We start from the raw sequence: 24,358 nt of genomic DNA, 5'->3' as shown, positions 1-24,358 counted from the left end.
CAACTTGCCGGCCACGTTTAGTTAGTGGCCAGCAGTTGTTCGTAAAGTTCGCGCAGTTCATCCTTCAGCAGATCGCAACGGGCCGAGATGACGACCGTTGGCTGCTCGTCCAGTTGGATGGCCGTGCGAGCCTGGCGTAGCGACTCGAGGACATCGTCATCGTACGGTAATAGCGACAATGGCTCGTTACCGAGGATTGGGGCAATCGGTTGCATCAAACCTACTCTTCCGAAATTCGGGGTTATGCCGAGTCATGCCGACCGGCGGTGCGATTGAGTGGATTGGCCGATACCATCGATTCGCAAACGAATGTCGCGGATCAGCCGGTGCGAGGCCGCGATGCCGTCCTGGGTCTGGCCATCCGTCGCGATCCAAGGCATCGCCGCGGATGAAAGTTTGGTCGAGCTGCCGTCCGCCGGACGCGATGGCGAGGCGGCAAGCTGGTGAAATCGAAATTCATACGGACCGCAACGGATTCGATCGCCTTCTTCCAATCGGGTAGCGATCGCGTCTTCGGCATTGACCGTCAGAACCGGTTCCGGAGCAAGGCAACGGATTCGGTAGCCGTCTTGGGTACGCAGCACGTAGGCGAACAGTTCGGGAAACTGGTCGTCTCCCAGCACCAGGTCGCAGTCGGATCCCGATCCAATGGTGAACATGGCCGAATCGATTCGGCGTTCACGTTGGTTGGCTTGTCCGCGCGAAATGAACAACGCCGCCTGTTTGCCAGAGCGGTCATGGGATTGCTGGACATTGGCCGGGGCGTTTGGGAGATCTCGTTCCATTCCGACTTTACCTTCACCTACGATGCCATGGCGGGGAACTGCCTGCCTGTACTCCTTCCCCACTTGTTTTGATTGATCGACAGAGTGGGGGAAGGTTTTCGCGAGGAAATGCCAGCAAGCGTTCGGAATTCGGACGCAGATTACCAGCCGTGGCGTTTCGGTAAGATAGACAACTTCGATTGTCAGCCGGACGCATCAAGAAAGATAGCACCGACCTAGGGGGCCGGTGCTATCAATGGAATCATTCAGTGCGAAGCGATGCTTACTTGCCGGCTCGCTTGGCGGCCCGGATCTGGTTGCGGGCTTGTTCGATGTTGCGCGTTTTGATCGCTGCCAGCTCATCGGTTGGGGCAGCCGCTTTCGAGGCTTCCGCCAACTGGACTTCGGCCTGGGCAACATCGATCTGAGCGGAAGGGATGGCCTTGCCGGTCAGGATATTGACTTCATTGTTCGCGATCTGAACGAATCCGCCGTCGACATACAGACGCTGGGTCTGGCTGCCAGAGACGATTCGCATTTCGCCGTAACCGAGTCGACCGATCACTGGGGCGTGGTTTTCACCGACACCCATCTCGCCGTCCGCAAGGGGGAGGGCGATGAAGTCAGCAGTCGTTTCGAGTGCGGTCTTTTCCGGCGTGACCACAATGCATTGGATGGAAGGCACAGATTAACCCTTCTCTTTGGCCATCTTCTTGGCTTGTTCTTCCGCCTGTTCGATCGAACCAACATACATGAAGGCCGATTCTGGCAGGTGGTCCCACTTGCCATCGCAGATTTCTTCGAAGCTGCGGATGGTGTCGGCCAACGGCGTGATTTCACCCGGCTTGCCGATGAACTTTTCAGCCACGAGGAAAGGCTGCGACAGGAAACGTTCGATACGACGAGCACGATGCACGATCGTCTTGTCCGTTTCGCTCAATTCGTCGATACCGAGAATCGCGATAATATCCTGCAGTTCGCGGTAACGCTGCAAAGTGGTCTGCACCCGGCGAGCGATCGCGTAGTGGCGTTCACCCACGTACTGTGGATCGAGAATACGGCTGGACGATGCCAGCGGATCCACGGCAGGGTAAATACCCTTTTCCGAAATCGATCGTTCGAGGTAGATGAACGCGTCGAGCTGACCGAACGCCGTTGCAGGAGCCGGGTCAGTCGGATCGTCCGCAGGAACGTAAACGGCCTGCACCGAAGTAATAGCACCCTTCTTAGTCGAAGCGATACGTTCCTGCAGGGCACCCATTTCGGTTGCCAGAGTTGGCTGGTAACCCACGGCCGATGGCATACGACCCAGCAGAGCGGACACTTCCGAACCCGCTTGCGAGAAGCGGAAGATGTTGTCGACGAACAACAGGGTGTCGGTACCGGTCGCATCGCGGAAATGTTCGGCCATCGTCAGGGCGCTCATGGCGACACGCAGACGAGCACCTGGTGGTTCGTTCATCTGACCGAACACCATGCAGGTTTGTTCGATAACGTAACGGCCGGTCGTACCGATTTCCGTTTCCTGCATTTCGAGCCAGAGGTCGGTACCTTCACGGGTACGTTCACCCACACCGGCGAACACCGAGAAACCACCGTGAGCCGAAGCGATACGAGCAATGAGCTCGGTGAGAATAACGGTCTTACCCAGACCGGCACCACCGAACAGACCCGCTTTACCACCACGCACAAACGGCGTCAGAAGGTCGATCACCTTAATACCGGTCTCGAACACTTCGGTGCTGGTCGACAGTTCGTCAACCGCCGGAGCCGAGCGGTGAATTGGCATGTAGGTTTCGGCGTCAACCGGACCGCGGCCGTCGATCGGATCGCCGGTCACGTTGAACACGCGGCCCAGGGTCGCCTTACCGACAGGAACCGAAATCGGCACACCTTGATCGACGCAGTCCAGGCCGCGGATCAGACCGTCGGTGCTACCCAGGGCAATACAGCGAACGCGGTTACCGCCCAGGTGCTGTTGAACTTCGCCGGTCAGTTTGATCGAGACGCCCTTGTAGTCGCCTTGAACCTTCACAGCGTTATAGATCGCCGGCAATTCGCCTTCGCCGAACTCGGCATCGAAGGTCGAACCGATGACCTGGGTGATCTTTCCGATTTTCTGGTCGGTCGCAGTCGCCATATTTCTTTTCTCGATGGAAATTCAGACCAAAAGGTTTTGGGATCGGGGCTACGCGGATGCTCGTTAGGAACTTGCCAGAGCTTCGACGCCGCCGATGATCTCCATAATTTCGTTGGTAATACGTCCCTGACGAGCGCGGTTGTATTCGCGCGACAGGAACTTGATCAAATCGTTGGCGTTCTCGGTCGCAGCCTTCATTGCCACCATACGGGCAATCTGTTCGCACACGGCGGCGTCGAGGAAGCACTTGAACAGTTTCACCTTGAAGCTGGTCGGGACGACCTCTTCCAGGATGCTTTCGGCCGAAGGGATGAACTCGTACATCGAGCCCTTCGACTCGCTAGGAGCCGAACCTTCCGCGTCGGCCCCTTCGAGGGAACCGAGTGGAAGCAGCGTTTCCAGGCATGGCTCTTGCCGCGAGCTGGAAACAAACTTCATGTAGGCAACGTCGAGGCGGTCGATCTCGTGGGACTGAAACGCGTCGAGCAATTCGACAGCGATCGGTTCCACTTCTTCGTACTTCGGCTTGTCTTCAAACTGGAGGTACGAGACGTCGGCGGTACGCTTCCGCTGGATGCGGAAGATGGCGATCCCCTTCTTACCGGAGATTCGCAGCTCGACTTCGTCGTACTCGGCTTGCAGTTCTGCCAGGCGAGGGAAGGCCGCTCGGCAGATGTTACCGTTGAAACCACCGCACAGACCGCGATTCGAGGTCAGCACCAGCAACACAGCCTTCTTCTTCGTATCCCGCTTTTCCAGCAATGGATGCTCGAACTGCAGGTCGGCCGCGGTCAGGTCTTTCACCAACTGCGTGATCCGCGAGGTGAACGCCGTGGCAGCCGAAGCTCGATCCATGGCCTGCTTGAAGCGGGCCGTGGCGATAAGCTCCATCGTTCGCGTAATCTTCTTGATGTTGCGAACCGACTTGCGGCGTTTGTCGAGGGTTCTGGGATTGGCCATGGTACTTACTGGCTAATAGGATCGCGGCGGAGCGATAGGACTTAGGCGGACTGCGACTCAACGAAGGTCTTTTGGAATTCGGCAATTGCCTTTTCCATCAGATCGCGGACTTCGTCGGTCAGGTCCTTGGTCGCTTCCAGTTGTTCTCGAATCTGCGGGTACTTGGCCTTCGCGAACTCGAGGTATTCAGCTTCCCAACGCAGCACGTCAACCACTGGAACTTCGTCCAAGTGACCACGGGTACCAGCGTAGATGCTGAGAATTTGATCGTAGACGTCCAGCGGCTTGTACTGGCCCTGCTTCAGCAGTTCGACCATGCGGTAACCGCGATCGAGACGACGCTGGGTCGCTTCGTCGAGTTCGGTACCGAGCTGAGCAAACGCTTCCAATTCGCGGAAGGCTGCCAGGTCGAGACGCAGACCACCGGCGACCTTCTTCATCGCCTTGATCTGGGCGTTACCACCCACGCGGGAGACCGAGATACCGACGTTCATAGCTGGACGAATACCAGCGAAGAACAAGTCGGGCTGGAGATAAATCTGACCGTCGGTAATCGAAATCACGTTGGTCGGAATGTATGCGGAAACTTCGCCTTCGAGCGTTTCGATGATCGGCAGCGAGGTCAGCGAGCCAGCACCCAGTTCGTCGCTCAGCTTGGCCGAACGTTCCAACAGGCGGCTATGGCAATAGAACACGTCACCAGGGTAGGCTTCACGACCTGGCGGACGTCGCATCAACAGCGAAAGTTCGCGGTAGGCGGAGGCTTGCTTCGACAAGTCGTCGTAGACGATCAAAGCGGCCTGGCCGTTGAACATGAAGTACTCGGCCATTGCGGTACCGGCGTAAGGAGCCACGTACTGCAGAGGAGCAGGAGTACTTGCACCAGCGACGATCACCGTGGTGTAATCCATGGCACCGTTGCGGCGAAGCACTTCGACCACACCAGCGACCGACGAGTCCTTCTGACCGACAGCGACGTAGAAGCACTTCACGCCGGTGTTCTTCTGGTTCAGGATGGCATCGAGGGCGATAGCCGTTTTGCCCGTCTTACGGTCACCAATGATCAACTGACGCTGACCACGACCAACCGGGGTCATGGCGTCGACAGCCTTGATACCGGTCTGCATTGGTTCGTGAACCGGCTTACGTTCCGACACGCCAGGAGCGAGGAATTCGACCGGGCGAGTTTCGGTGGCCTGGATCGGACCCATGCCGTCGAGCGGGTTGCCGAGCGGATCGACCACGCGACCCAGCACTGCGTCACCGACGGGAACCGAGAGCAGGGTACCGAGGGCTTTGACTTCGTCACCTTCTTTGATGGTGAGGTAGTCGCCCAGAATGATCACACCGACGCTGTTTTCTTCGAGATTGAAGGCCAGGCCGATCGTGCCGTTAGGGAACTCGACCATTTCACCGGCCATGATGCCGGAAAGGCCGTAGACCCGAGCGATACCGTCACCCACTTCCAGGACACGTCCAACTTCTCGCACATCGACTTGCGTGTCGAACTGCTGGATTTCCTGTTTGATGACAGAAGCGATTTCGTCCGCGTTGAATTTCATGGAACTTACCGTCTACTGCTTTAACTCTGCGTTGAATTGGTGAATCGCTCGAGCGACGCTTTCGCCTCTTGAGCCGTGGTTTCGAGGGCCTTCTGTCGCAGCTGCTTCAGTCGGTTGGCGACGCTGCCATCGAAGACGGTGTCTCCGACATGCAGGATCAAACCGCCGATAACGTCTGGATCGACTTCCGATTTAAGAACAACCTCGCGTCCCAGCTTCGACTGCAAGGTAGCCGTCAGGTTGGCGGCCATCTCTTGAGGAAGCTCGGTGGCGGTTGTCGCGGTGATTTCAACAATGCCGCGTCGCTCGTTGTTCAGCTTCACGGTGGCGTTGTAAATCTCGCGAAGACAATCTTGTCGCTCGTGCTGGGTGACCACCTTCAAGAAGGTGAGCAGCACAGGGCTCATCTTGTCGCCGAACGCCTTGTCCAGCACCTCGATACGCTGCTCTTCCGACAGGATACCACCACAGATCGCGTGACGAAGATCTTCACGCTGGTTGATCACGTCGTGGATCAGCGAGCCGAACTCTTCCAGCACAGCATCCGTTTGGCCTGCCTCATCAGCGGCCGCCAGCAGCGCCTTGGCATACACGGTGCCGATACGCTGCCGGCCAAGATCGAATGTCTGTTTGTCGGAAGATGTTCCAGCCATGGTGCTGAAGGATATCCTGACGAAGGGGAAGTCGTGCGTGGTTACCGATTTCGGGAAGCGTGCTTAGTTGTTGCTAGGCAGCTTGGAAATCGAGTCCTGGATCAGGTTGGCGTGGTCTTCGGCCTTGAGTTCCTTGCGGGTGATTTGTCCCGCGAGGTCGACAGCCAGGTTGACCGATGCCTGGGCCAGTTCGTTGATGGCGGCACCCTTGGCAGCATCGATTTCGCGAGTCGCTCGATCGAGAGTCGCGGAGGCGGACTTTTCGGCCGCTTCCACGATCTGCTTTGCCTTTTCGTCGGCCGCCTTGACCATATCGTCCCGCATCTGCTTGATCTCTTGCTGAGATTCGGAGAGCTTTCGGGTGTACTCAGCCAACTTGGCGTTGGCCTGTTCGTACATCTCTTCGGCCTTCTTCATCTTGCCTTCCATCGAACTCTCGCGGGCTTTGAGGCCTGCGAGGATCGGTGTCCAGGCGAAGAGTCCCAGCACCACCACCAACACAATGAACACGATCAGCGTGAAGGCAGCCAGATCGAGGTTGGCTTCATGAGGAGCCGCGATCATAGCCGAGCCGTCGTTGTGCGAAAGATCGTGCGGGTTGTGCTCCATATCTTCTGGAGCATGAGCTCCGTCGGATGGAAGCTCAGGATCCGCTTTCGCGTGCTGACGCTCCATTTCCTCTTCGGTAATTTCCGGGGCCTTTTCGTCGGCAGCAGCCATGGGAGCCGCCTCGTCGTGCGCGGCATCTCCTTCCTTCTTATCTTCCTGTGCCCAACTTGGGGCAGCCAGCAAGGCAAACAGAAGGAGAGCAGCCAAAGGGCTCCACATGTTACGGGTTAGCAGTGCGCTGCGCATCGTCAATCAATCCCAGGAAACGAACCGAATGCGGATTGGGGGTGGGAACCAGCAGTTACGTGCCAGAACGATTTAGCCGAACCAGCAAATAACCAGGGCGAAGAAGGTAAAACCTTCGATCAGAGCCGCAGCGATAATCATCGCGGTCTGGATGTTACCAGCGACTTCTGGCTGGCGAGCCATGCTTTCCAGAGCACTGCTGGCCAACTTACCGATACCGTAAGCAGCACCGATAACGACCAGGCCGATACCGAAGTAGTTGGTCATGACGAACGAATCGGTGTCAGCAGCCATCGCAGGCATGGCACAAGCCAACAGGGCAACAACACTCAAGATGCTCAATTTGGCGAACTTGATCACGGAACAGGTCTCCTCAACCGTAGCGAAAGGCGTTTACGCGTATCTCGATGAAACAAAAGTTAACGTCGAAAGGAAGCAAACCGAAGTCTGGCTTGATCGCTCCCGCAGCAGCTTAGTGGCTGTGCGTTTCGGAGTTGATGAACAAGGCGGACAACAGTGCAAAGATGTATGCCTGCAGGAATGCCACGAACAATTCGAGGCAGCTAAGCATCACACATCCAATCAGAATCACAAGTCCTACCGGCCATGCAATGACACCCGACAGGGACTGAATTTCAATAGCCAGGCCCATGATCGCCAGCAACACCACGTGACCGGCAACCATGTTCGCCAGAAGACGAACGCCGAGCACCGCGTGTTTGATCAAAAGCCCCAACAACTCGATGACGAACATCATCGGCTTAATCACGATCGAAATGGCCGTCGGCAGTTCCATGCCAGGGACCAGATTCATCCACACACCAAGCGCACCAAATTCCTTGGCACCTGCCCCCATGCCTATAAATAACACGGCGACAGCTAAGGTAACGGTGACACTGATCGAACCGGTTGGCGATCCCATCCAGGGAATGAGACCAAACAGGTTGCAACCGAGGATGAAAAAGAACAGGGTCCACAAGATCGGAACGAACTTGTCGGCACCGTGATGGATATTGGCTTTGGCGACGTCCTGGCGGAGATAGACGATGAATACGTCGATCAGGTTCCAGAACCAGCCCTTAGGAATCTGACCCTTCGAGACGCGGCGAGCGTAGGCGATGAAGATAATTGCCATGATGATGGCGACGAATACTTCAATCACCATGAACTTCGAGATCGCGAAGCCTGATTCCTTTTGGTAAAGGTTTCGGAGCTTGGTGCCTGGAAGTTGTGGGATCAGGATCTTACCACTCAAGGCGTTGTTATAGCCTTGGATCTTGGCCGGCGTCCATTCAATGTCTTTGGCGGCGCGGTATTCGGCGACACTATGCAGCGTCGTCATTTCTTCGCCAGCCTTGGCCCAGGCGAGGTTGCCTTCAGGGGCAGCTTCAACCAGGTGAGCGAAGTAGCGTTTGACAGGCTTGCCATGATTGCCTGGCAGGTGGGTCCAATGTTCGTAGTCGTGCAGAAAGTCATGCTCGCTCGGCATGCCGGTTTCGCCACTGGTTTCCAGTTCGTGATAAACCTGTTTGGCTTGCCACATCTGGAAGTCAGGGTCGAGTCGGACCCAGACATCAGGGAAGTCGGCATGTGTCTTATGATCATGTCTCCACAACCACCCCGGAACCTCGAAGTAGTAACTGTCTTTGATGTGGAGCAGGATCTCGTCGGCGGCCATCGGCTAAACGGCTTTCTTATAAGTGGACGTCTGAGATACGAGCTGAACTGCCAATATAGTTTCGACCGCGAGGGTCAAAAGATAGTAGACCAATATCATGCCAAACAATCCTGCCTCAGCAAGCGGGCCACCAGCTTTGTGCATCAACATTCCGAAAACTAGCGGAATTCCGGCTCGGAAAAACATGCCCAAAAGGACCGACTGGATCTTCATTTCTGAAGAGCGAAACAGGATCGTCAGCAACAGTGCGGCTTCCATCGCCAGCAGTACAACCGATGCGGCCGTGACCGCGGCGAAGACGCCGTCGAGTTGGTATTTGGTGTAGCCGTAAGCAGCGAAGAGTGGAAAGACTCCGACGACTCCGAGCAGCATCCATAAACATGGCAGAAAGTCTTGCCATGCCAGCTTCGGCGCGGGCTGCGGAACAGAAGTGTTGGCTTCGGGGGTCTTCATCGCTTCGTCGTGCGGGGCGTTGGGGTTTGCGGAAGAATCAATCGAGATCGTCTCGTTGGTGCTCTGGATGAGCTTCTTCCACACGTCCGCTGTTTTGCAGCGAGGTTGCCATGAGCACCAGGTGCGTCATGCCAAACACAAGTCCAAACAGGAAACCCAAGAGGGCGAACAGAGAGAACTGGAAGCCGAGGTATTGGTCGAGCCAATAACCTAATACGCCTGGCAGGATCATTTCACCGCAGATCGTGAAGATCCGGCTCACCCAGAGGTAAGCTCTCGCAATCGGATTCATCTCCGGTTGGAGCGGCGGTGCCAAGGCATTTGCCTTTGCGAAAAAGGTGACTTCCGGCTTGCTCTATATTACTGGTCTTGGAAAAGACCTGCCGGGAACTCATGGCGGTCAATCTATGTCATCCCCAAAGCATGGTCAATCAGGTGAAACCGCCGTACGGAGGGAATTCGTGGAATTTTTCACAAAGTCCCCACTCAGAGCCCTCTGATATCGAAAATTACCGATCCAATGGCTAGGGCTAGCTTGCCCCGAAAGAGCAGGGAAGGAAAACCGAAGGGGTTGTGCTCGCGGCATGGGCAGGAAACTGGGGTGAAATTCCTCCCAAACGGCATAACTTCTGGAAAACAGCAAAACTGGTTTCACTTTCTAGCCGTAACACTGGGGGGCGGTGCGTTGCATTTCCACCTCGGATTAGCTACAATCAGGACCAGTCAGCGTCCTAAGAATGCCACCCTGCAGGACTGTTTCGGGTTTCCTCGAAGGTAGTGTAAGGGTTCCTGCCATTAAAGTCGTTATCAGCGAGTTAGTGGTTGAGATTTGGCGACTGACGGACCTTCCGCTTACCGCCTGACGGTTGGCAGAAAGCACCCACCCACGAATCAATCCCAATGGCCGTCCGACGATTGGGCTTTTCGGTTACGCAATTCACTTCCCTTATCACTTGCGTTCCAGGTGAAGCTTCTGCTCAAGGATCGAGCGGGGCAGTCGAGTGACACTGGTCATGGACGACGACCCCTTACCAGTTTGCCTCGGGGTGAATTCCAGCGTTCCCCCAAGTCGACGTAGACGCCCACATCCTTTGAGCCAGGAGGACTTGTCTTGATCACCGCCGCTTCTCTCAAAGAGTACACAGCAAAGGATTTAGCTCAGATGGCGAAGCGTCGCGGCGTGACCGGATGGCATGCGATGCGCAAGGACGAGCTCGTGAAAGCCCTCATTAAAGCCGCGAAAGCCAGCACGCCAGCCGCCAAGAGCAAATCGACTGTGGCCAAATCAACTGCGGCCAAGCCGAAAAAAGCCAAGCCAGCTCCGGCTGTTGCCAAGGCCAGGAAGGCTCCGGTCGAAAAACCAAAACCAGCCGCCCCGGTCGCTAAGAAGCGAGCCACCAAGGCGAAGCCGGTTAAGAAGTCCGATCCCAAGGTTGTGGAATCAATCCGCAACTTGCACGAACAGCGTCAGGCTGCCAAAAATCTGGCGACCAGCTCGCCTGAGCAGACCGGGCCAGATCGATTGGTTCTGATGGTCCGCGACTCGTACTGGCTGCATGTCAGCTGGGACGTTTCGAGAAAAGCGATCGAACGTGCCAAAGCCGCTTTGGCTCAAGACTGGCATACTTCGATCCCGGTCATTCGTCTGACGGAAGTCGACGGTGAAGTGATGACCAGCGGATCGGAACGTCTGGTCAAGCAAATCGAAATCCACGGTGGCGTTAAGAACTGGTATATCGACGTCGTCGATCCACCCAAGAGCTATCGTTGCCACCTCGGTTATCTCGCCACGAATGGTCGCTTCCACACGATCTCGCGAAGCAACGTGGTCACCACGCCTCGCCCGGGTTCGTGCGAAGAAATCGACGGAAACTGGGATGACGTCGCCGAGAACGTCGAAAAGATCTACGCCTTGAGTGGCGGTGCCGACGAAGAACGTGCCGATGGTGAACTGCGTGAAATGCTTGAACAGCGTTTCCGTCGTCCTGTGGGCGTCCCAATGGCCGCTCGCTTGGGCCTGGTGGGCGATCAGTTCTGTAATGGCAAGCCAAACCAAGACTTCGATCTCAACATTGAAGTCGAAATGATTGTCTATGGTTCCACCAAGGCAGGTTCGTTTGTGACTCTTTCGGGCGAGCCTGTGAAAGTGCGGGAAGACGGCACTTTCCTGGTAAAGATGGATTTCCCAGACAAGCGTCAGATCTTCCCGATCGTTTCACGATCGAAGGATGGTTTGGAGCAGCGCACGATTGCCTTGGCAGTCGAACGGAATACCAAAGCGATGGATCCGATCTCGCACGATCCACGCGAGTCGAGCAACGGCTAGTTGGCCTGGGGAGAGCAGGGGAGACGTTGGTAGGAATTTGCTAAGATTTCCTTCTTAATTCTCCTGGTCTTCATTGCTTATTGAATCAGAAGGGTTGGTACGATAGTTTCGTATCAACCCTTTTTCCATTCTTGTCCCGCCATCCGAGGCTCCCGCCATGAACTCCTCCCGCCGCCTGTTTCTCGCTAATTGCTCCGCCGCTGCTGCGTGCGGTCTCTCGATGGCCTCGCCGGCTTCGCTGTTGGCCGCAGACAACACCACCGCCAGCGGTGAAAAACGAATCAAAAAAGCAGTGAAAGTCGGCATGGTCGGCGTGCCCGGTTCGCTGGCCGACAAGATGACCGTCCTTAAAGAGTTGGGCTTCGATGGCATCGAGCTCAACTCCCCAGGCGGCCCCGACGCCGAAGAAGTGAAGAAGGCAATCGAAGTCTCTGGTTTACCAGTGCATGGCGTTGTCGACTCAATTCACTGGAACATTCGTTTGTCCGATCCCGACGAAGAAGTGCGTCAAAAGGGGCTCGAAGGTTTGATCACCGCCATTCACGCCAGCAAGTCGTACGGCGGAACGAGCGTGCTGTTGGTTCCTGGCGTCGTCAACAACGAAGTGACCTATGAGCAGTGCTGGGAGCGTTCGATCGAGCAGATCAAGAAGGCGATTCCAATCGCCAAGGAAGCGAACATTCAGATCTTGATGGAAAACGTTTGGAACGGGTTCCTCACCGATCCCAAGGAAACGGCTCGCTTCATCGACGAGCTCGATAGCGACATGGTGGGTGCCTATTTCGACGTCGGCAACACGGTGAAGTTCTCGCCACCGCACGAATGGGTTCCGATTCTCGGCAAGCGAATCAAGAAGCTCGACATCAAAGACTACGGCAAAGGCAAGGGCTTCGGAGCAAAGCTACTGGAAGGAGATGTCGATTGGCCAAAGGTGATGGCCGAACTTCGCGAGATTGATTACCAAGGCTGGGCGACTGCGGAAATCTCCGGTGGCCCGCGCGATCGCCTGACGGAAATCGCCGATCGGATGGATCGCATCTTCGCCAGCTAACGCCTGCGAATCACGAGCACTGAAAAACCAACAGCCACGTTCGATATCGAGCGTGGCTGTTTTATTAGAGGCATTGGACGAAGGCGTGGACGCGTCTTAACCACCACTCAGGGTCAACTGAATCAGTTGATTCAAACTGCCGGACTTGATGCCACCCAGATCGAGCGCGACGAACTTGAAGCCGATCTCGCGAAATGCTTCTTCGAGTGGCTCGCGGACGTTCGGTTCCGCCAGTTGTGAAATCGATTCGACAGGCACTTCCAAGCGGGCCAAATCTCCTTCGTGATAACGCACACGCATATCGTTCAAGCCGAGTCCGCGCAGATAAGCCTCTCCTTCTTCCACCATCTTCAGGCGTTCCGGCGTGACTTCGACGCCATAGGCGATGCGGCTTGCCAGGCAGGGGGAAGCAGGGCGATCCCACACCGGGATGTCCCACAGCCGAGCAATGCCACGCAGCGTAGCCTTGTCGATCTCGCATTCCAGAAGGGGTGAGCGAACGCCGGCGTTCGACGCCGCGACCATGCCAGGGCGGTGGTCGCCGCGATCGTCGAGGTTCGCACCATTGACGATTGCTTCGGTCGCGAACTGGGCTCGAATAGCGGTAAGGTGATCGTACAGTTCCGACTTACAGTGGAAGCAGCGGTCCGGGGCGTTGGCCACGTAGCCAGGACGGCTTAATTCCGAAGTCTCGATCACTTCATGCCGGATACCAATCGCCGTCGCAACTTCTTTCGCGATCTGTAAGTCTCGCGCGGCAACGCTCGGGCTCTTGGCGGTCACGGCGAAGGCGTTTTCACCCAATGCCAACACGGCTGCTTTCGCCACGACGCTGCTGTCAACGCCGCCTGAGAAGGCCACCAGGCAGGTATCCAGATCGCGAAACCAAGCCACAAGGCGTTCGCTGGCCGCAAGATGATCGTTGGCAGTCATGAATCGGGAAGTTGCCGCTATGTATATGGAGGGTGAAGTTTGGGAGGGATTCCTCTAATTTTAAAGCGGAAGCCCTTCAACGACAACGATCCCAAACGCATACCGGTTGGCTGAGCAACACCGTCAAGGTGGCGTCAGTTGATGCTCCGGCGACGCGCCATCGTTCCACAGGTACTCGAAGTTCGTGATGTATTTCTTCCCATGCGGTCCTGTTTCCGCCAATCGGTGCCAGTACCATTCGAGCCGGCTCCAACTGTTGGGGGCATCTTGGCGATCTTGCATGTCTTGAAGCAGGCGATCCATTTCGGCCTGGGTTACGAGATTGTTCGAGAAGCAGACATTGGCCGTGGCCGTGCTCGTAGCGTCCCAACAATTCTCCCATTCCTCTGGATCGGCTCCGGGAGGTGGCGTTTCCCAAGAATCGAGAATCGCAATGATCTCGTCGTAACGTTGTTTGAACTGAATTTGACCGAAGAGCTTCATCGCGGAGGGCGTCAAGCCGGCGACCAAGACCACTAAGATCAATAGGCCAAGAATTGTTCCGAGGCTTTGTTTGGTTTTCCGTGGTTGATCCGTCGCTTCAGTCATCAGAAGACTCTTCAGGAAAGGATCGAGCTAAGGGCTGCTTCCAGCATTTCCGGCCTGGCCAGCCTGGTTCGCCAGGAATCCGGAATCCCACTTTCCCCCCAGAACGCGCCGGCGAACTGACCGCAGATCGCTCCGGTTGTATCGGAGTCGTTGCCAAGGTTCACCGCCTTGAGCACTGCCTCGCGGAAATCACCTGCATCGTGGAAGGCCCACAGTGCTGCTTCGAGACTCTTCACCACGTAACCGCTGCCGACAATCAGGGGAGGGCTAAGCTGGCGAAAGCTTCCCTCGGCGATCTCGGCAATTTCTGGAGCCAACTCTTGCTGAGAGCGAAGCTCGGCCAGTGGCTTCCAGTCTGGCGACAAGACAACGCCGCGATCAATTCCTTGCATCAGTCCAGCAAGAACCAAAGCCATATAGCGACATGCGTCGAGGCACAAAGGACTGCCATGCGTTGGCAAGCTCGATTCGGCAGCACGATCGGCGAGCTTGGCGATATTGTCTGGGTAGAGGTTTAAGAAATGAATCGGCACCGGGGCCAACCGCATGATCGAACCGTTGCCGCTGGAACGAATCTCGCGGCTACCACTCGATTGGGCATCGTGGCTGCGTTCGAAGCGTGAGAGTGCTTCACGTGTTGCGATGCCGATGTCGAAGCAACTTCCAGTGACCGAATACTTCCCCTTTCGGAACCATTGCAGGTAACGCGAAGCCTGATCGTTCAGATCCCAGCCGGCCTTGCCGATGCTATCCGCCAAAGCCAACGCCATGCTGGTATCATCGGTCCATTCGCCTGGGGCCAGCCGATGCGGGCCACCATCGCGATAGTCTTCGACCAACTTAAACGACCCGGGCGGCTGGAACTCGACAGCCGCACCCAGGGCATCCCCAACCGCCAAGCCTATGAGGCAGCCTCGTTGACGATCGAGTGTCGTGAGAGACATCTTCCATTAACTTTCTAGCAGACAAGAGCAAGCTGACAGACGATTCCCTGAGAGGGATTCGCTTCGCCCCATTTGTATCGACTGCGAAAGAGGGGATCTAGCAGAAAGGCAAAAAACAAAGCCGCACCAAGCGGCTGATCTCTGGCGACTTTCGCGATGCGTTGAATAAAGCGACCATAAGAGGCGGCTTCATTCGTATTCGCTTGCGATCCAATGTTCGCGTCGACGATTAGAACGCGAGATTGAAGACGCCTACTTCCCCTTGATACGACCAGTACTGATGACGCAGGGCATGACGCAAACCACGAAGTTGCCACAAAAGGACCACGTCAACGCAGCGGACTTAGGTAAACGCCACTGAGATGGACACATGTGATTGGCGGAGGCGACCACACTCATGAACGAGCGTTTCAAGAAGGTGCTGGCAACAAGCAACCGCGAATGTCCGCCAGAAAATAAGATTGTCGAATCGACCAACTTTCCAAGTGTTGATGGATGCGGTACTTACGACATCGGTTGGCCGGTTGTGACCATGAGTGGCCAAGCACGCCCAGGAGGACTCGAACCTCCGACCTGCGGTTTAGAAGACCGCTGCTCTATCCAGCTGAGCTATGGGCGCAAGGGCTTGTGGGGGCACAAGTTTTATTGATTCTAGCCGATGGTGGCCGATCGCCAAGGCAGTTGGGCCAGGGAAACGAGGGAATTTGCCAATCGTTCGGGGGCCGTGTGCTCGTACGACACGGCCTAGGCCGGGAAGGATCGCGGCGGGATGCGGAATTGTTCGGTTTGCTGGAATCAGGCAACAGCATTCGACGATCGGTCGTATTCACCCAGAAAGGAACGACCGATCGCCGTGTTGTGCCGATGACGGCGGTTTAGAGGTCGTTTTTCAGGACGATGCGGTAGCGAGCTTTGCCTGATTTCAGGTGCTCGAGGGCATCGTTGACTTTCGACATCGGCATCTCTTCGATGATCGGGGCGATGGCATGTCGTCCGCTGAAGTCGAGCATCTGGCCGGCGAGGGCAGGGCTACCGATCGGAGAGCCGCCGATCGTTCGTTCGCCCGCGATGACTGGGAACCAGGTTGCTTCGATCTTAGGAATTGCTCCGACGATGTGGAGGCGTCCGCCTGGTTTCAGCAGATTGACGTAGGCGTCCCAGTCGAGCATGACGTTGACGGTGACCAGCACCATGTCAAACTTGCCGGCTGCGGCGGACAAGGCATCATCGTCCTTCGAGTTCAGAAAATGATGGGCGCCCATTTCCTTCGCTTCCGCTTCCTTGTCTGGCGAAGTCGAGAACGCGGTCACCTCGCAGCCCCAAGCTTTGGCAAACTGCAGGGCCATGTGGCCGAGCCCGCCGATGCCGACGACCGCGACATGATCCATTGGGCTGGTGTTGCTGACGATCAAGGGATTGAAGACCGTCACGCCGCCGCAGAACATTGGTCCGACTTTGGCGGCATCGAGCGTCTCTGGAATCGGAATCGCCCAGGCTCCCTGGCAGCGGACCTTATTGGCGAAACCGCCGTTACGACCAACGATCGTATCGGTGCTGTTGGGGCACCGATGGTGGTTGCCGGTCATGCACTGCGGGCAGACCATGCACGAACGAGCCTTCCAACCGAGGCCGACCTTCTGACCAACTTTCAAATGCTTGACCTGATCGCCGCAGGCCGCAACGCGCCCGACAACTTCGTGACCGGGCACGAAAGGGTAGCTGCTGATGCCCCATTCGTTGTCGGCCATACTCAAGTCGCTATGGCAGAGGCCGCAATAGTCGACATCGATTTCGACTTCGTCCGGCAAGAGGTCGCCAGGATCGTATTCAAAAGATTCCAGGGGTTTGCCAGGGGCGGTTGCAGCGAAGCCTCGAAAGCTCATGGAATCTTCCTTCCTGCGATAGCGTAAGGCTGCCTCGCTGTAGAAACAAGGCAGCAGGGTTGAATCTCTTACGGCTTATTATCGCGTGGAATCGGGGCAGGGCAAACGTGCCTGGCCGGCGTTATTCGGAATCCGCTTTTTCTTCGGTTCCTTCCGCTTCTGTCGATTCCTTCTCCGTCGCAGCTTCCGGATCGGCCGGTTTGTCTTCGCTCTCTTTCGCCATTGGTTCAGACTTCGTCGGAGCCTCTTCCTTCGGTTCTTCCGCTGGCTTTTCGTCAGCCGGCTTCTCGGTCGAAGGTTCTTCCTTGGCTGGCTCTTCAGTTGCCGGGTTCGTTTCCATCGGCTTCGCGGTGGAAGCTGGCGGAGTCGCTGGCTGGGCCGATGGCCGCATCATCCCGTTGCCGGACATGATGCCAGGAAACTCTCGACCAGGCGTGCCACTTGGCTGCGTGGTTGCTTGAACCAGTGGAACACTCAGTTGATCGCGTTTGAGAAGGATCTTATCGACATCTTCGGCCTTCACCACGTAGTACCAATCGGCGAAGCGGGCATTAAGCTCGAAGATCTTTCGCATCGCTTCGTTCTTTTGTTCGCGATATGCGGTCATCAACGCTTCATTTTCTTGCAGGATCTTTTCGCGAGCCACGGCCTGGGCTTCGACGTCTTGGTCTTCCCCTTCTTTGATTTCGGGAACTTCCTGCAGGTTGGGTGGGGGCAGCATCTCGTCGATGAACTCGGTCTGAACGAACAAGTATTGCTGTTTCTGGTCTTTGTTATCACCTCCCAGTTTGTCGATACCAAATAGCAATCGATAACGAATCGCATCGACCGTTTCGATCACCAATTCACCATTGACGCCGACCATGGCTGCCTTGGTTTCGCCAGGCAGGGTGAACGGGAAGAAGCCGTTGGCGATCAGCGTACGCAGGTCGTCTTGCGGAACTTGTTCCAGTGGCAAGTTATTCTTCAAAGCATCGGCCAGGGCATCTGGCTTTCGGAAAACGTCGACGATCGTGATGTCGTTCAACGCGTTACGAATTTCGTCGAGTTTCTCGCGATTCAACTTCTGATCGGCCGGCAATTGCACGCCAACGAGTTTGGAGGGATCGTCGGGCGAGGCGTCTTGCAGACGGAATAACTGCCAGGCGTTGGCATCCTGGTTGAAGCCAACTGTTGCATCCATCTGGGGCAGCACGCTAATGCCAGTGGGGTTGGCCTGCATGGTGTAGTTGCGGAAGCGAAGCGAACCGACGTCGAACGGGTTGAGCTTCAGCAGATCTTTGTCGATCCAGTCCGAGAACTCGGTCGAGAAGACCGATGGATCGAGGCGGACGAGGTAAATGCGATCGCGGCCAGGAATGCGAACGTAACGCAGCTTCGGATCTTCTTTGTCGGCGGCACCCACGATCAGGTTGGCCAGCGTCTTGTCGGACTTGCCTTTGATGGTGATCAATTCCCCCACCCCTTCCGAGTCGGCAGACAAGGAATTGGCATTCGGTTCAATCACACCAAATTCCGCATGCTGGCCGGGCAGGTCGCCGACGACTCGCAGCACGTTCAAGTCGACCAGGCTGTTCGCTGCCAACGACATGTGCTCGGTCGCGTTGGCAGGGTAGCCGCTCTTGGTCGCGATCTGCCAACCGTCTCGGGTATCGGTGACTTCGAATTGACGAAGCTGCCCGCGGTCGGAGTCGAAGCGTGTGATCTTCATCGACTCGGCCTGCAACGGATCGGTGAACTCAGGGAAGAGGGCCTGATTGACTTCTTCTTCCGGAGTACTGGTTACAGGAGCCGGACGCGAAACGTAGGCGACGCCCCCAATGATTGCGGCGATGGCCACAAAGATAATGGTCTTCAGCGATTCACTCATGACGATATTGCTTTGCAACAAGTGCGTTAGGTTTCGGATGAAACGATTTCAGGACCTTGCCTACTTGATAATGCGGTCCTTCGAGAGACCTTCGCGTTCTTTCAAACGGCGGAGGACGAACACCACGATCCCGATCACAATCGGAGGAATCGGCGGCAATGCCACCGCCAGCGTCTTGACCTGGTTTTGATAGGCCAACACTTCGCGGTTTAGCTCACGCGTGATGCGTTGCTGTTCGCGTTCCTGGTTGGCTTGAATCTTCTGATCTGCCGCCCGCTGCTTGTTCTGGACGTCCTGGGTACGCTGCGACAGTTCCAACTGGAGGGCCTGCACTTCGCGAAGATCTTCAGCACGAATCTCGCCACCCTGGTTGGCCCGGGCATTGAGCGTGTTGATCTTCATGTTCAACTCTTCCAGCGGTTGCTGCAGTTCTTTCTGGAGCGCCTCGCGTTGGGCTTCCGCACTCAAAGCGGCTTCACGCAGTGCGTTGTCGCTTTGTTCGCGAGCCGTCTTCGTCAAACCTTCCATCAGGCTAAGACGAGCAATCGGAGGCTTACGGCTGCGGATCGGAATGTAGACATCTTCACCGGCCAGCTTGTCGATCAAGTTCAACAGGAAGTTGGTGTTGTCGACTTGCAGCTCGGACGTGTCAGCACTTTGAGCACGCAGTTGCACGAAGACCGTGCTCAGCAAGTCGATATCGCTGACCATCGCTACGTGGATGTTGCCATCCGACTTGGGCTCTTCAGGCTTGGCTTCTTCTTCGGTCTGCTCTTCGGCTGGCTTCTCTGCAGCCGCGGCATTTTGGCCAACGGTCGGAGGCTTCCCTTCGATCATCGCAGCCAACACAAACGGATCGGGCGCACCACCGGTCGGTCCGATGGCTGGCTGACGCTTAGCTTCCACGCGACGTGGATCTTGTCGCGATGCCATCAGGTCCTGGAAGGTGACGGTACCGATCTTGGTTCCGGTGCTCACCAGCGGAGTGAAGGTCATCGACTTCGGGAAGCCAGGCTGCTTTTTGATGGCCCCTGGGTAGAGGAACAGAAGCTGACGCAAGTCACTCGTGACGTCGATGGTATTGTTGAGCGCGCCGTACTCTGGGGCACCTGGCGTGGCCTGGTCGGCGAAGACGAATTCCTTCGTAATCGCGCCGAGCTTGCTCAAACGAACTTCCGGGTTGTAATCTTGCCAGATCACAAAAGGCTGATAGTAACGGTCGGTCTGAAGCTGCTTGCCAGGCATGACAATGTGCAGCATGTCCCACAGCTTGCGAATGTCTCCCTTGGCAGCCGGTGGACGACGACCAGGGAACGGATTGCGTTTTTCCTGACCGATCGCTGTGGCCTGACCAATCAGGACTGGCGTCGGATCGTCGAAGATCGCCGTTGGTACGCCCGCTTGGATGGCGTCCATCAGGTTCTGAAGTTCGGTGGGGGCCAAGGCGGATGGTTGAACGGCCATCAGCACGTCGATCGAACTTGGATCGATGGTGACGCTCGGGTCGATCTCGACCACTTCGTACTGCTTTTCCAATTCGCCGATGATTGCCTGAGGTGGAATATTCTGGAAGCCGCCCAGCGGGTTCTGCTGAATGCCACCGAACAGTTGGGCATCGGTCGACAGAATCCCTAATCGCTTACGCTGCTTTTCGGAAACCGTTCCCATCGAGCGAACCAGTTCGTATTCAACCGGAACACCGTTGTCGAAAAAGGGGATCACCACCTTTTCGAGACCACGCTGAACGGCCGCACCGAGAATGACTTCTTCTTGAGCCAATGCGCCACGTTCTTCCGAGACGAGTGCTCGCGGTTCAATGCCGTACGTTTCACGAGCGATATCGGCCGTTTCGCTGAAGGGTTCCAGCCCATCGTGGATAACGACGTTCACGTTCGAGCCGCCGAGTGCCCGAAACTCGCTCAGGTAGTTCAACAAATCGAGCTTGGTTTGGGCGTAGGTCTTCGGAACGCTCGCACTGATGAAGGCCTCGATTCGCACCGGCTGGTCGGTCGATAAGTTGCGGACCAGTTCCTTGGTCTGCGGCAGCAGGCTGCTGGTGCCGTTTTCGGTATAGTCCCAACGAGCGTCATTCATCACGAAGACCAGCGTTCCGGCGAAGGCGATCACCAGCAAACAGGTCGCGCGAACGATGTAATGCACCAGCAGCGACTCGCCATCTTTACCACCCAGCCAGTGACGTCGGCCAATCAAAACCATCGCCAGGTAGATACCAACGATCGTCATCAGCAGGAAGTAAGAGAGCGAACTGACCGAGATCACCCCGCGACCGAAGTCGGCGAACTGTTTGCCGATACTCGCTTCGCTGAGGAAGCCAACCCATTCATTTTGCGTGACGAAGGCATCGGAGTACTGCAGCAGGACGAATGGTGCGTTCACCATGATCCCCAGCACGAAGCCAAGGGTCAGGTTATTGGTCATGAACGAAGCCACCATGCCAAGGGCAATCATCGTTAACCCGATGAACCAATAGCCAAGGTAAGTGGTGATGAACAAACCAGAGTCGAGCGAGCCGAGCGAAAGGGCGTCGAGCACCAGGAAGTTGCAGATTTGCGAGAACATCAACGAAACACTGAACACGCTCACCGCGGCCAGGTACTTACCGATCACGATATCGAAGTCGGTCGCCGGTAGGGTCAGCAGCAGTTCGTCGGTCCCCAAACGCTTTTCGTCCGCCCACAAGCTCATGGTGATCGTCGGAATGAAGACCAACATGATCAACGTGATCTGTGAGTTGAGCTGGTTTAGGTTCGCCAGGTTCGCATTGAAGAATTCATGCGGCCAGAATGCGGCCATCGAGGTCAACAACACAAAGATTGCGAGGAAGACGTACCCGGTCGGATTGCTGAAGTACGACTTGAAGTTTCGCTTCATCACCGCGTACGAGGCCTTCTTCACCACCGATAGCGGAATCAGCAAAATGAAGAACGCCAAGGCGAACATCAAGTCGAACAAAGTCAGCGACAGGAGTTTGAAATAGAACTCGGCGGACATGTCGTGTTACCGTGTTATCTGCGAAGGTAGTTGTATTGGTTGGAAAGGAAAGAACCGGCAGCCAGGACTAGCTTGCCTCGGCAGGCTCTTCGCCTTCCGATTGGGTCAACGCATTCACGCCCTTCGTCATGCGATAGAACGCATCGTCGAGCGATTCGCCAGGCTGCTTCATGCCATCGATACTGCCGTCGTATATCAGACGGCCTTCGTTGATCACGATGGCACGGGTCGCCAGGGCGTCGACCTCTTGGAAGATATGGGTGGAAAGAAGGATCGTCTTTTCCTGACCGAGGCGGCGGATCATGTCGCGCACACCACGGATCTGGTTGGGATCGAGCCCCGAAGTTGGTTCGTCGAGGATCAACACTTCAGGTTCGTGCAGAATGGCCTGGGCCATGCCGACGCGCTGCTTGTAACCCTTCGAGAGTTTCGAGATCGGCTTGTGCAGCACGGTATGCAGATTGCAAAGATCGACGACCGCCTTGATTCGTTCGGTACGTTCGGCCGGACTCATTCCGCGGGCTTCCCCCATGAACCACAGCAAACTGTGCGGGGTCGAGTCGGGGTAAAGCGGTCCATTTTCAGGCAAGTAGCCCAGCAGCGATGATCCCTGAATTCGCTGCGTCGCCATATTATACCCGGCGATCCGAGCGACCCCTTCGCTGGGGGAAAGATAGCCAGTCAGTAGCTTCATCGTGGTGCTTTTGCCGGCGCCATTGGGGCCAAGGAAGGCAACCACCTCGCCACGATAGATTTTGAAACTAATCTCGCGCGATGCCGCAAAGATTCCATAAAACTTGGAAAGCCGGTCGGCCTCGATCATCGGCAGATCGGAATTCTGATCAACCATAGCAGTTCGTTTTCTTGGGCGATCTGATTAGAGCAGGGCAGGGGGCGCATAGCGGATGAGCCGCCCCACTAACCAAGGGTAAAACACGTAGTGTAACCAAATGCCCCGGCGACACAAACACTGGACTGATTAAGACTTGCCGAAATCAAGCGATGGTTTGACGGCTTGTTAAGGCAAGTCTGAAAGCCGCATCGGAAGATGATGATTCCAATGGGCATCGTCGGTTTGTGGGAAATCCATTCGCAGGTGAACGCCACGCGATTCTTTTCGCAGGTAAGCGGCACGAGCCATTACCTGAGCGACAAGCAGCATGTTTTGCAGTTCCCAGCCGCGGGGATGGTCGAATTGATGAGGGAGGACGTAGCGGCACCACGCTTCGATCGTGTCGACTGCGTCTTCGAGCCCATGCGAATCACGCCGAACCCCGACGTTTCGCCACATCAGGCTTTTCAAAGAATTGCGGATGTCATCCAGGTCGAGCGGTTCGGAAGGCTCGGCCATTGGATGCTGCAGATTGATCGCTTCGAAGCGGTCCGGCATCGCCAGCGCCTTCTCCGACGCATTTCGACCGGTCCTCTTACCGTATACGAGTCCTTCCAGCAAACTGTTCGATGCTAATCGGTTGGCACCATGCAGCCCCGTACTGGTAACCTCGCCAGCGGCCCAAAGGTGCGGGATCGAGGTCTGCCCGTCGGTATCGACCGAGATGCCACCAATCATGTAGTGAGCCCCCGGCCGGACCGGAATGCGGTCGATGGTGATGTCGATGCCAAACTTCATGCAACTAGCGTAGATGCCCGGGAAGCGGCGTTTGACGAAGTCGGCGTCGAGATGCTTGAGCGTCAGATAAACGTTTGGATGACGCGTCTTTTCCATCTGCGAGACGATCGCCTGCGAGACGATGTCACGCGGTGCCAATTCACCCCGAGGGTCGTAGTCGGTCATGAACCGGTAGCCGTTGCGGTCGACGAGGTGACCTCCTTCGCCACGGACCGCTTCAGAAATCAGGCTTCGGCTACTACCCGCGATATACAGCACGGTGGGGTGGAACTGCATGAATTCCATGTCGCGCGTCTCGGCACCGGCTCGAAGCGCCATGGCGATCCCGTCACCGGTGGCAACACCTGGGTTGGTCGACTCGCGGTAGATTTGCCCGACGCCACCCGAAGCGAGGATCGTTTGCTTGGCCCAGATCAGCGTGCGGCCATGCTTCTCGTCGGAAGCGAGCGCTCCGCGGCAGACGCCATCGTGCGTGATCAAGTCTTGGGTGAATTCGTTCTGCCAGATCTGAATGTTCGGCAGCGAGCGGACCATCTCGACGACCGAGCGAATCACTTCTTTGCCGGTCGAGTCGCCGAGGGCATGCACGATTCGATCGCGGCCATGACCACCTTCCCGCGTGAGTGCGAGTCGACCGTCGATGCGATCGAAATTGGTACCCCACTCAATCAGTTCACGAATGCACTGCGGACCTTCATGTACCACCAGGTCGACCACTTCACGGTCGCATAGGCTTCCGCCCGCGATGATGGTGTCGGAGACATGATCTTCGTAGCGATCGTCCTCGTCCAGCACACCGGCGATACCCCCTTGGGCATAGTTGCTGTTCGATTCCTGGATCTGCTCTTTCGAGAGGATCAATGCCGAAAGTTTCGGATCCACTTCCAAAGCGGCACGCAGACCTGCGATACCACCACCGATAATCAGCACATCGGTGAAGTAGTGAGAGACGCTTTTAGGATGGAAGGGAACAAGGTATCGGGGAACGTGGGGTGCCATGCGTCCAACGATCGTTGCATCGTGCATGTCAGGAATGGCGTTGTGCAACCAAGAGAG

At 56.4% G+C, this 24,358-nt stretch carries 22 protein-coding genes and 1 tRNA gene; 2 read left to right on the top strand and 21 right to left on the bottom strand.

The features are described from left to right. Window positions 1–17: 17 nt before the first annotated feature. From AB1L30_RS16255 to AB1L30_RS16200, 12 genes are all read right to left on the bottom strand, one after another. A complete protein-coding gene (locus AB1L30_RS16255; protein WP_367014475.1) occupies window positions 18–215 on the bottom strand; it encodes a hypothetical protein in 198 nt (65 codons plus the stop codon). Window positions 216–251: 36 nt separating this feature from the next. After that, on the bottom strand, window positions 252–785 hold the full coding sequence (locus AB1L30_RS16250) for an FHA domain-containing protein (RefSeq protein WP_367014474.1): 534 nt from the start codon (window positions 783–785) through the stop codon (window positions 252–254). 262 nt (window positions 786–1,047) lie between these two features. Beyond that, window positions 1,048–1,449 (bottom strand): ATP synthase F1 subunit epsilon, encoded by a 402-nt coding sequence (atpC, locus tag AB1L30_RS16245; protein ID WP_367014473.1) that lies wholly within the window; start codon window positions 1,447–1,449, stop codon window positions 1,048–1,050. Between the two features lie 3 nt (window positions 1,450–1,452). Beyond that, entirely contained in the window at window positions 1,453–2,904 is a 1,452-nt protein-coding gene (gene atpD, locus AB1L30_RS16240; protein ID WP_367014472.1) for a F0F1 ATP synthase subunit beta, read from the bottom strand. 63 nt (window positions 2,905–2,967) lie between these two features. Further along, window positions 2,968–3,864, bottom strand: coding sequence for an ATP synthase F1 subunit gamma (gene atpG, locus AB1L30_RS16235; protein ID WP_367014471.1), 897 nt, complete (start codon window positions 3,862–3,864; stop codon window positions 2,968–2,970). A 41-nt stretch (window positions 3,865–3,905) separates the two neighbouring features. Then, window positions 3,906–5,426 carry a F0F1 ATP synthase subunit alpha gene (gene atpA, locus AB1L30_RS16230; protein WP_367014470.1) on the bottom strand — a complete coding sequence of 507 codons (1,521 nt, stop codon included), beginning with the start codon at window positions 5,424–5,426 and terminating at the stop codon, window positions 3,906–3,908. A 20-nt stretch (window positions 5,427–5,446) separates the two neighbouring features. Continuing rightward, on the bottom strand, window positions 5,447–6,079 hold the full coding sequence (gene atpH, locus AB1L30_RS16225) for an ATP synthase F1 subunit delta (RefSeq protein ID WP_367014469.1): 633 nt from the start codon (window positions 6,077–6,079) through the stop codon (window positions 5,447–5,449). Window positions 6,080–6,142: 63 nt separating this feature from the next. Next, a complete protein-coding gene (locus tag AB1L30_RS16220; protein ID WP_367014468.1) occupies window positions 6,143–6,934 on the bottom strand; it encodes a hypothetical protein in 792 nt (263 codons plus the stop codon). A gap of 72 nt (window positions 6,935–7,006) precedes the next feature. After that, window positions 7,007–7,237, bottom strand: coding sequence for an ATP synthase F0 subunit C (atpE, locus tag AB1L30_RS16215; protein WP_345090834.1), 231 nt, complete (start codon window positions 7,235–7,237; stop codon window positions 7,007–7,009). A gap of 169 nt (window positions 7,238–7,406) precedes the next feature. Beyond that, window positions 7,407–8,612 carry a F0F1 ATP synthase subunit A gene (gene atpB, locus AB1L30_RS16210; RefSeq protein WP_367014467.1) on the bottom strand — a complete coding sequence of 402 codons (1,206 nt, stop codon included), beginning with the start codon at window positions 8,610–8,612 and terminating at the stop codon, window positions 7,407–7,409. A 3-nt stretch (window positions 8,613–8,615) separates the two neighbouring features. Beyond that, entirely contained in the window at window positions 8,616–9,149 is a 534-nt protein-coding gene (locus AB1L30_RS16205; protein WP_367014466.1) for a hypothetical protein, read from the bottom strand. Then, a complete protein-coding gene (locus AB1L30_RS16200; protein WP_367014465.1) occupies window positions 9,103–9,381 on the bottom strand; it encodes an AtpZ/AtpI family protein in 279 nt (92 codons plus the stop codon). Before AB1L30_RS16200 ends, AB1L30_RS16205 begins: the two co-directional genes overlap by 47 nt. Before the next feature lie 795 nt (window positions 9,382–10,176). Here AB1L30_RS16200 and AB1L30_RS16195 point away from each other — a divergent pair. Further along, window positions 10,177–11,391 (top strand): DUF4912 domain-containing protein, encoded by a 1,215-nt coding sequence (locus tag AB1L30_RS16195; protein ID WP_367014464.1) that lies wholly within the window; start codon window positions 10,177–10,179, stop codon window positions 11,389–11,391. Between the two features lie 157 nt (window positions 11,392–11,548). Then, window positions 11,549–12,442, top strand: a complete 894-nt coding sequence (locus AB1L30_RS16190; RefSeq protein ID WP_367014463.1) for a sugar phosphate isomerase/epimerase family protein — start codon at window positions 11,549–11,551, stop codon at window positions 12,440–12,442. 96 nt (window positions 12,443–12,538) lie between these two features. On the opposite strand, the gene larE is transcribed toward AB1L30_RS16190, so the two are convergent. From larE to nadB, 9 genes are all read right to left on the bottom strand, one after another. Further along, entirely contained in the window at window positions 12,539–13,336 is a 798-nt protein-coding gene (larE, locus tag AB1L30_RS16185) for an ATP-dependent sacrificial sulfur transferase LarE (RefSeq protein ID WP_367014462.1), read from the bottom strand. Window positions 13,337–13,498: 162 nt separating this feature from the next. Next, window positions 13,499–13,963, bottom strand: coding sequence for a hypothetical protein (locus tag AB1L30_RS16180; protein WP_367014461.1), 465 nt, complete (start codon window positions 13,961–13,963; stop codon window positions 13,499–13,501). Window positions 13,964–13,974: 11 nt separating this feature from the next. Continuing rightward, a complete protein-coding gene (locus AB1L30_RS16175) occupies window positions 13,975–14,907 on the bottom strand; it encodes an ADP-ribosylglycohydrolase family protein (RefSeq protein ID WP_367014460.1) in 933 nt (310 codons plus the stop codon). Between the two features lie 545 nt (window positions 14,908–15,452). After that, window positions 15,453–15,526 (bottom strand) — tRNA-Arg (locus AB1L30_RS16170). Between the two features lie 256 nt (window positions 15,527–15,782). Continuing rightward, entirely contained in the window at window positions 15,783–16,790 is a 1,008-nt protein-coding gene (locus AB1L30_RS16165) for an NAD(P)-dependent alcohol dehydrogenase (protein WP_367014459.1), read from the bottom strand. A 121-nt stretch (window positions 16,791–16,911) separates the two neighbouring features. After that, a complete protein-coding gene (locus tag AB1L30_RS16160) occupies window positions 16,912–18,660 on the bottom strand; it encodes a DUF4340 domain-containing protein (protein WP_367014458.1) in 1,749 nt (582 codons plus the stop codon). A 60-nt stretch (window positions 18,661–18,720) separates the two neighbouring features. Next, window positions 18,721–21,672, bottom strand: coding sequence for a Gldg family protein (locus tag AB1L30_RS16155; protein ID WP_367014457.1), 2,952 nt, complete (start codon window positions 21,670–21,672; stop codon window positions 18,721–18,723). A gap of 67 nt (window positions 21,673–21,739) precedes the next feature. Beyond that, window positions 21,740–22,522 (bottom strand): ATP-binding cassette domain-containing protein, encoded by a 783-nt coding sequence (locus AB1L30_RS16150; RefSeq protein ID WP_367014456.1) that lies wholly within the window; start codon window positions 22,520–22,522, stop codon window positions 21,740–21,742. Window positions 22,523–22,690: 168 nt separating this feature from the next. Next, window positions 22,691–24,301 (bottom strand): L-aspartate oxidase, encoded by a 1,611-nt coding sequence (gene nadB, locus AB1L30_RS16145; protein WP_367014455.1) that lies wholly within the window; start codon window positions 24,299–24,301, stop codon window positions 22,691–22,693. Between the last annotated feature and the right edge of the window lie 57 nt (window positions 24,302–24,358).

It is taken from the genome of Bremerella sp. JC817 (genome assembly GCF_040718835.1).
Lineage (GTDB): Bacteria > Planctomycetota > Planctomycetia > Pirellulales > Pirellulaceae > Bremerella.
The sequence above is the reverse complement of the archived record's forward strand: the minus strand, read 5'-3'. Positions and strand labels throughout refer to the sequence as shown.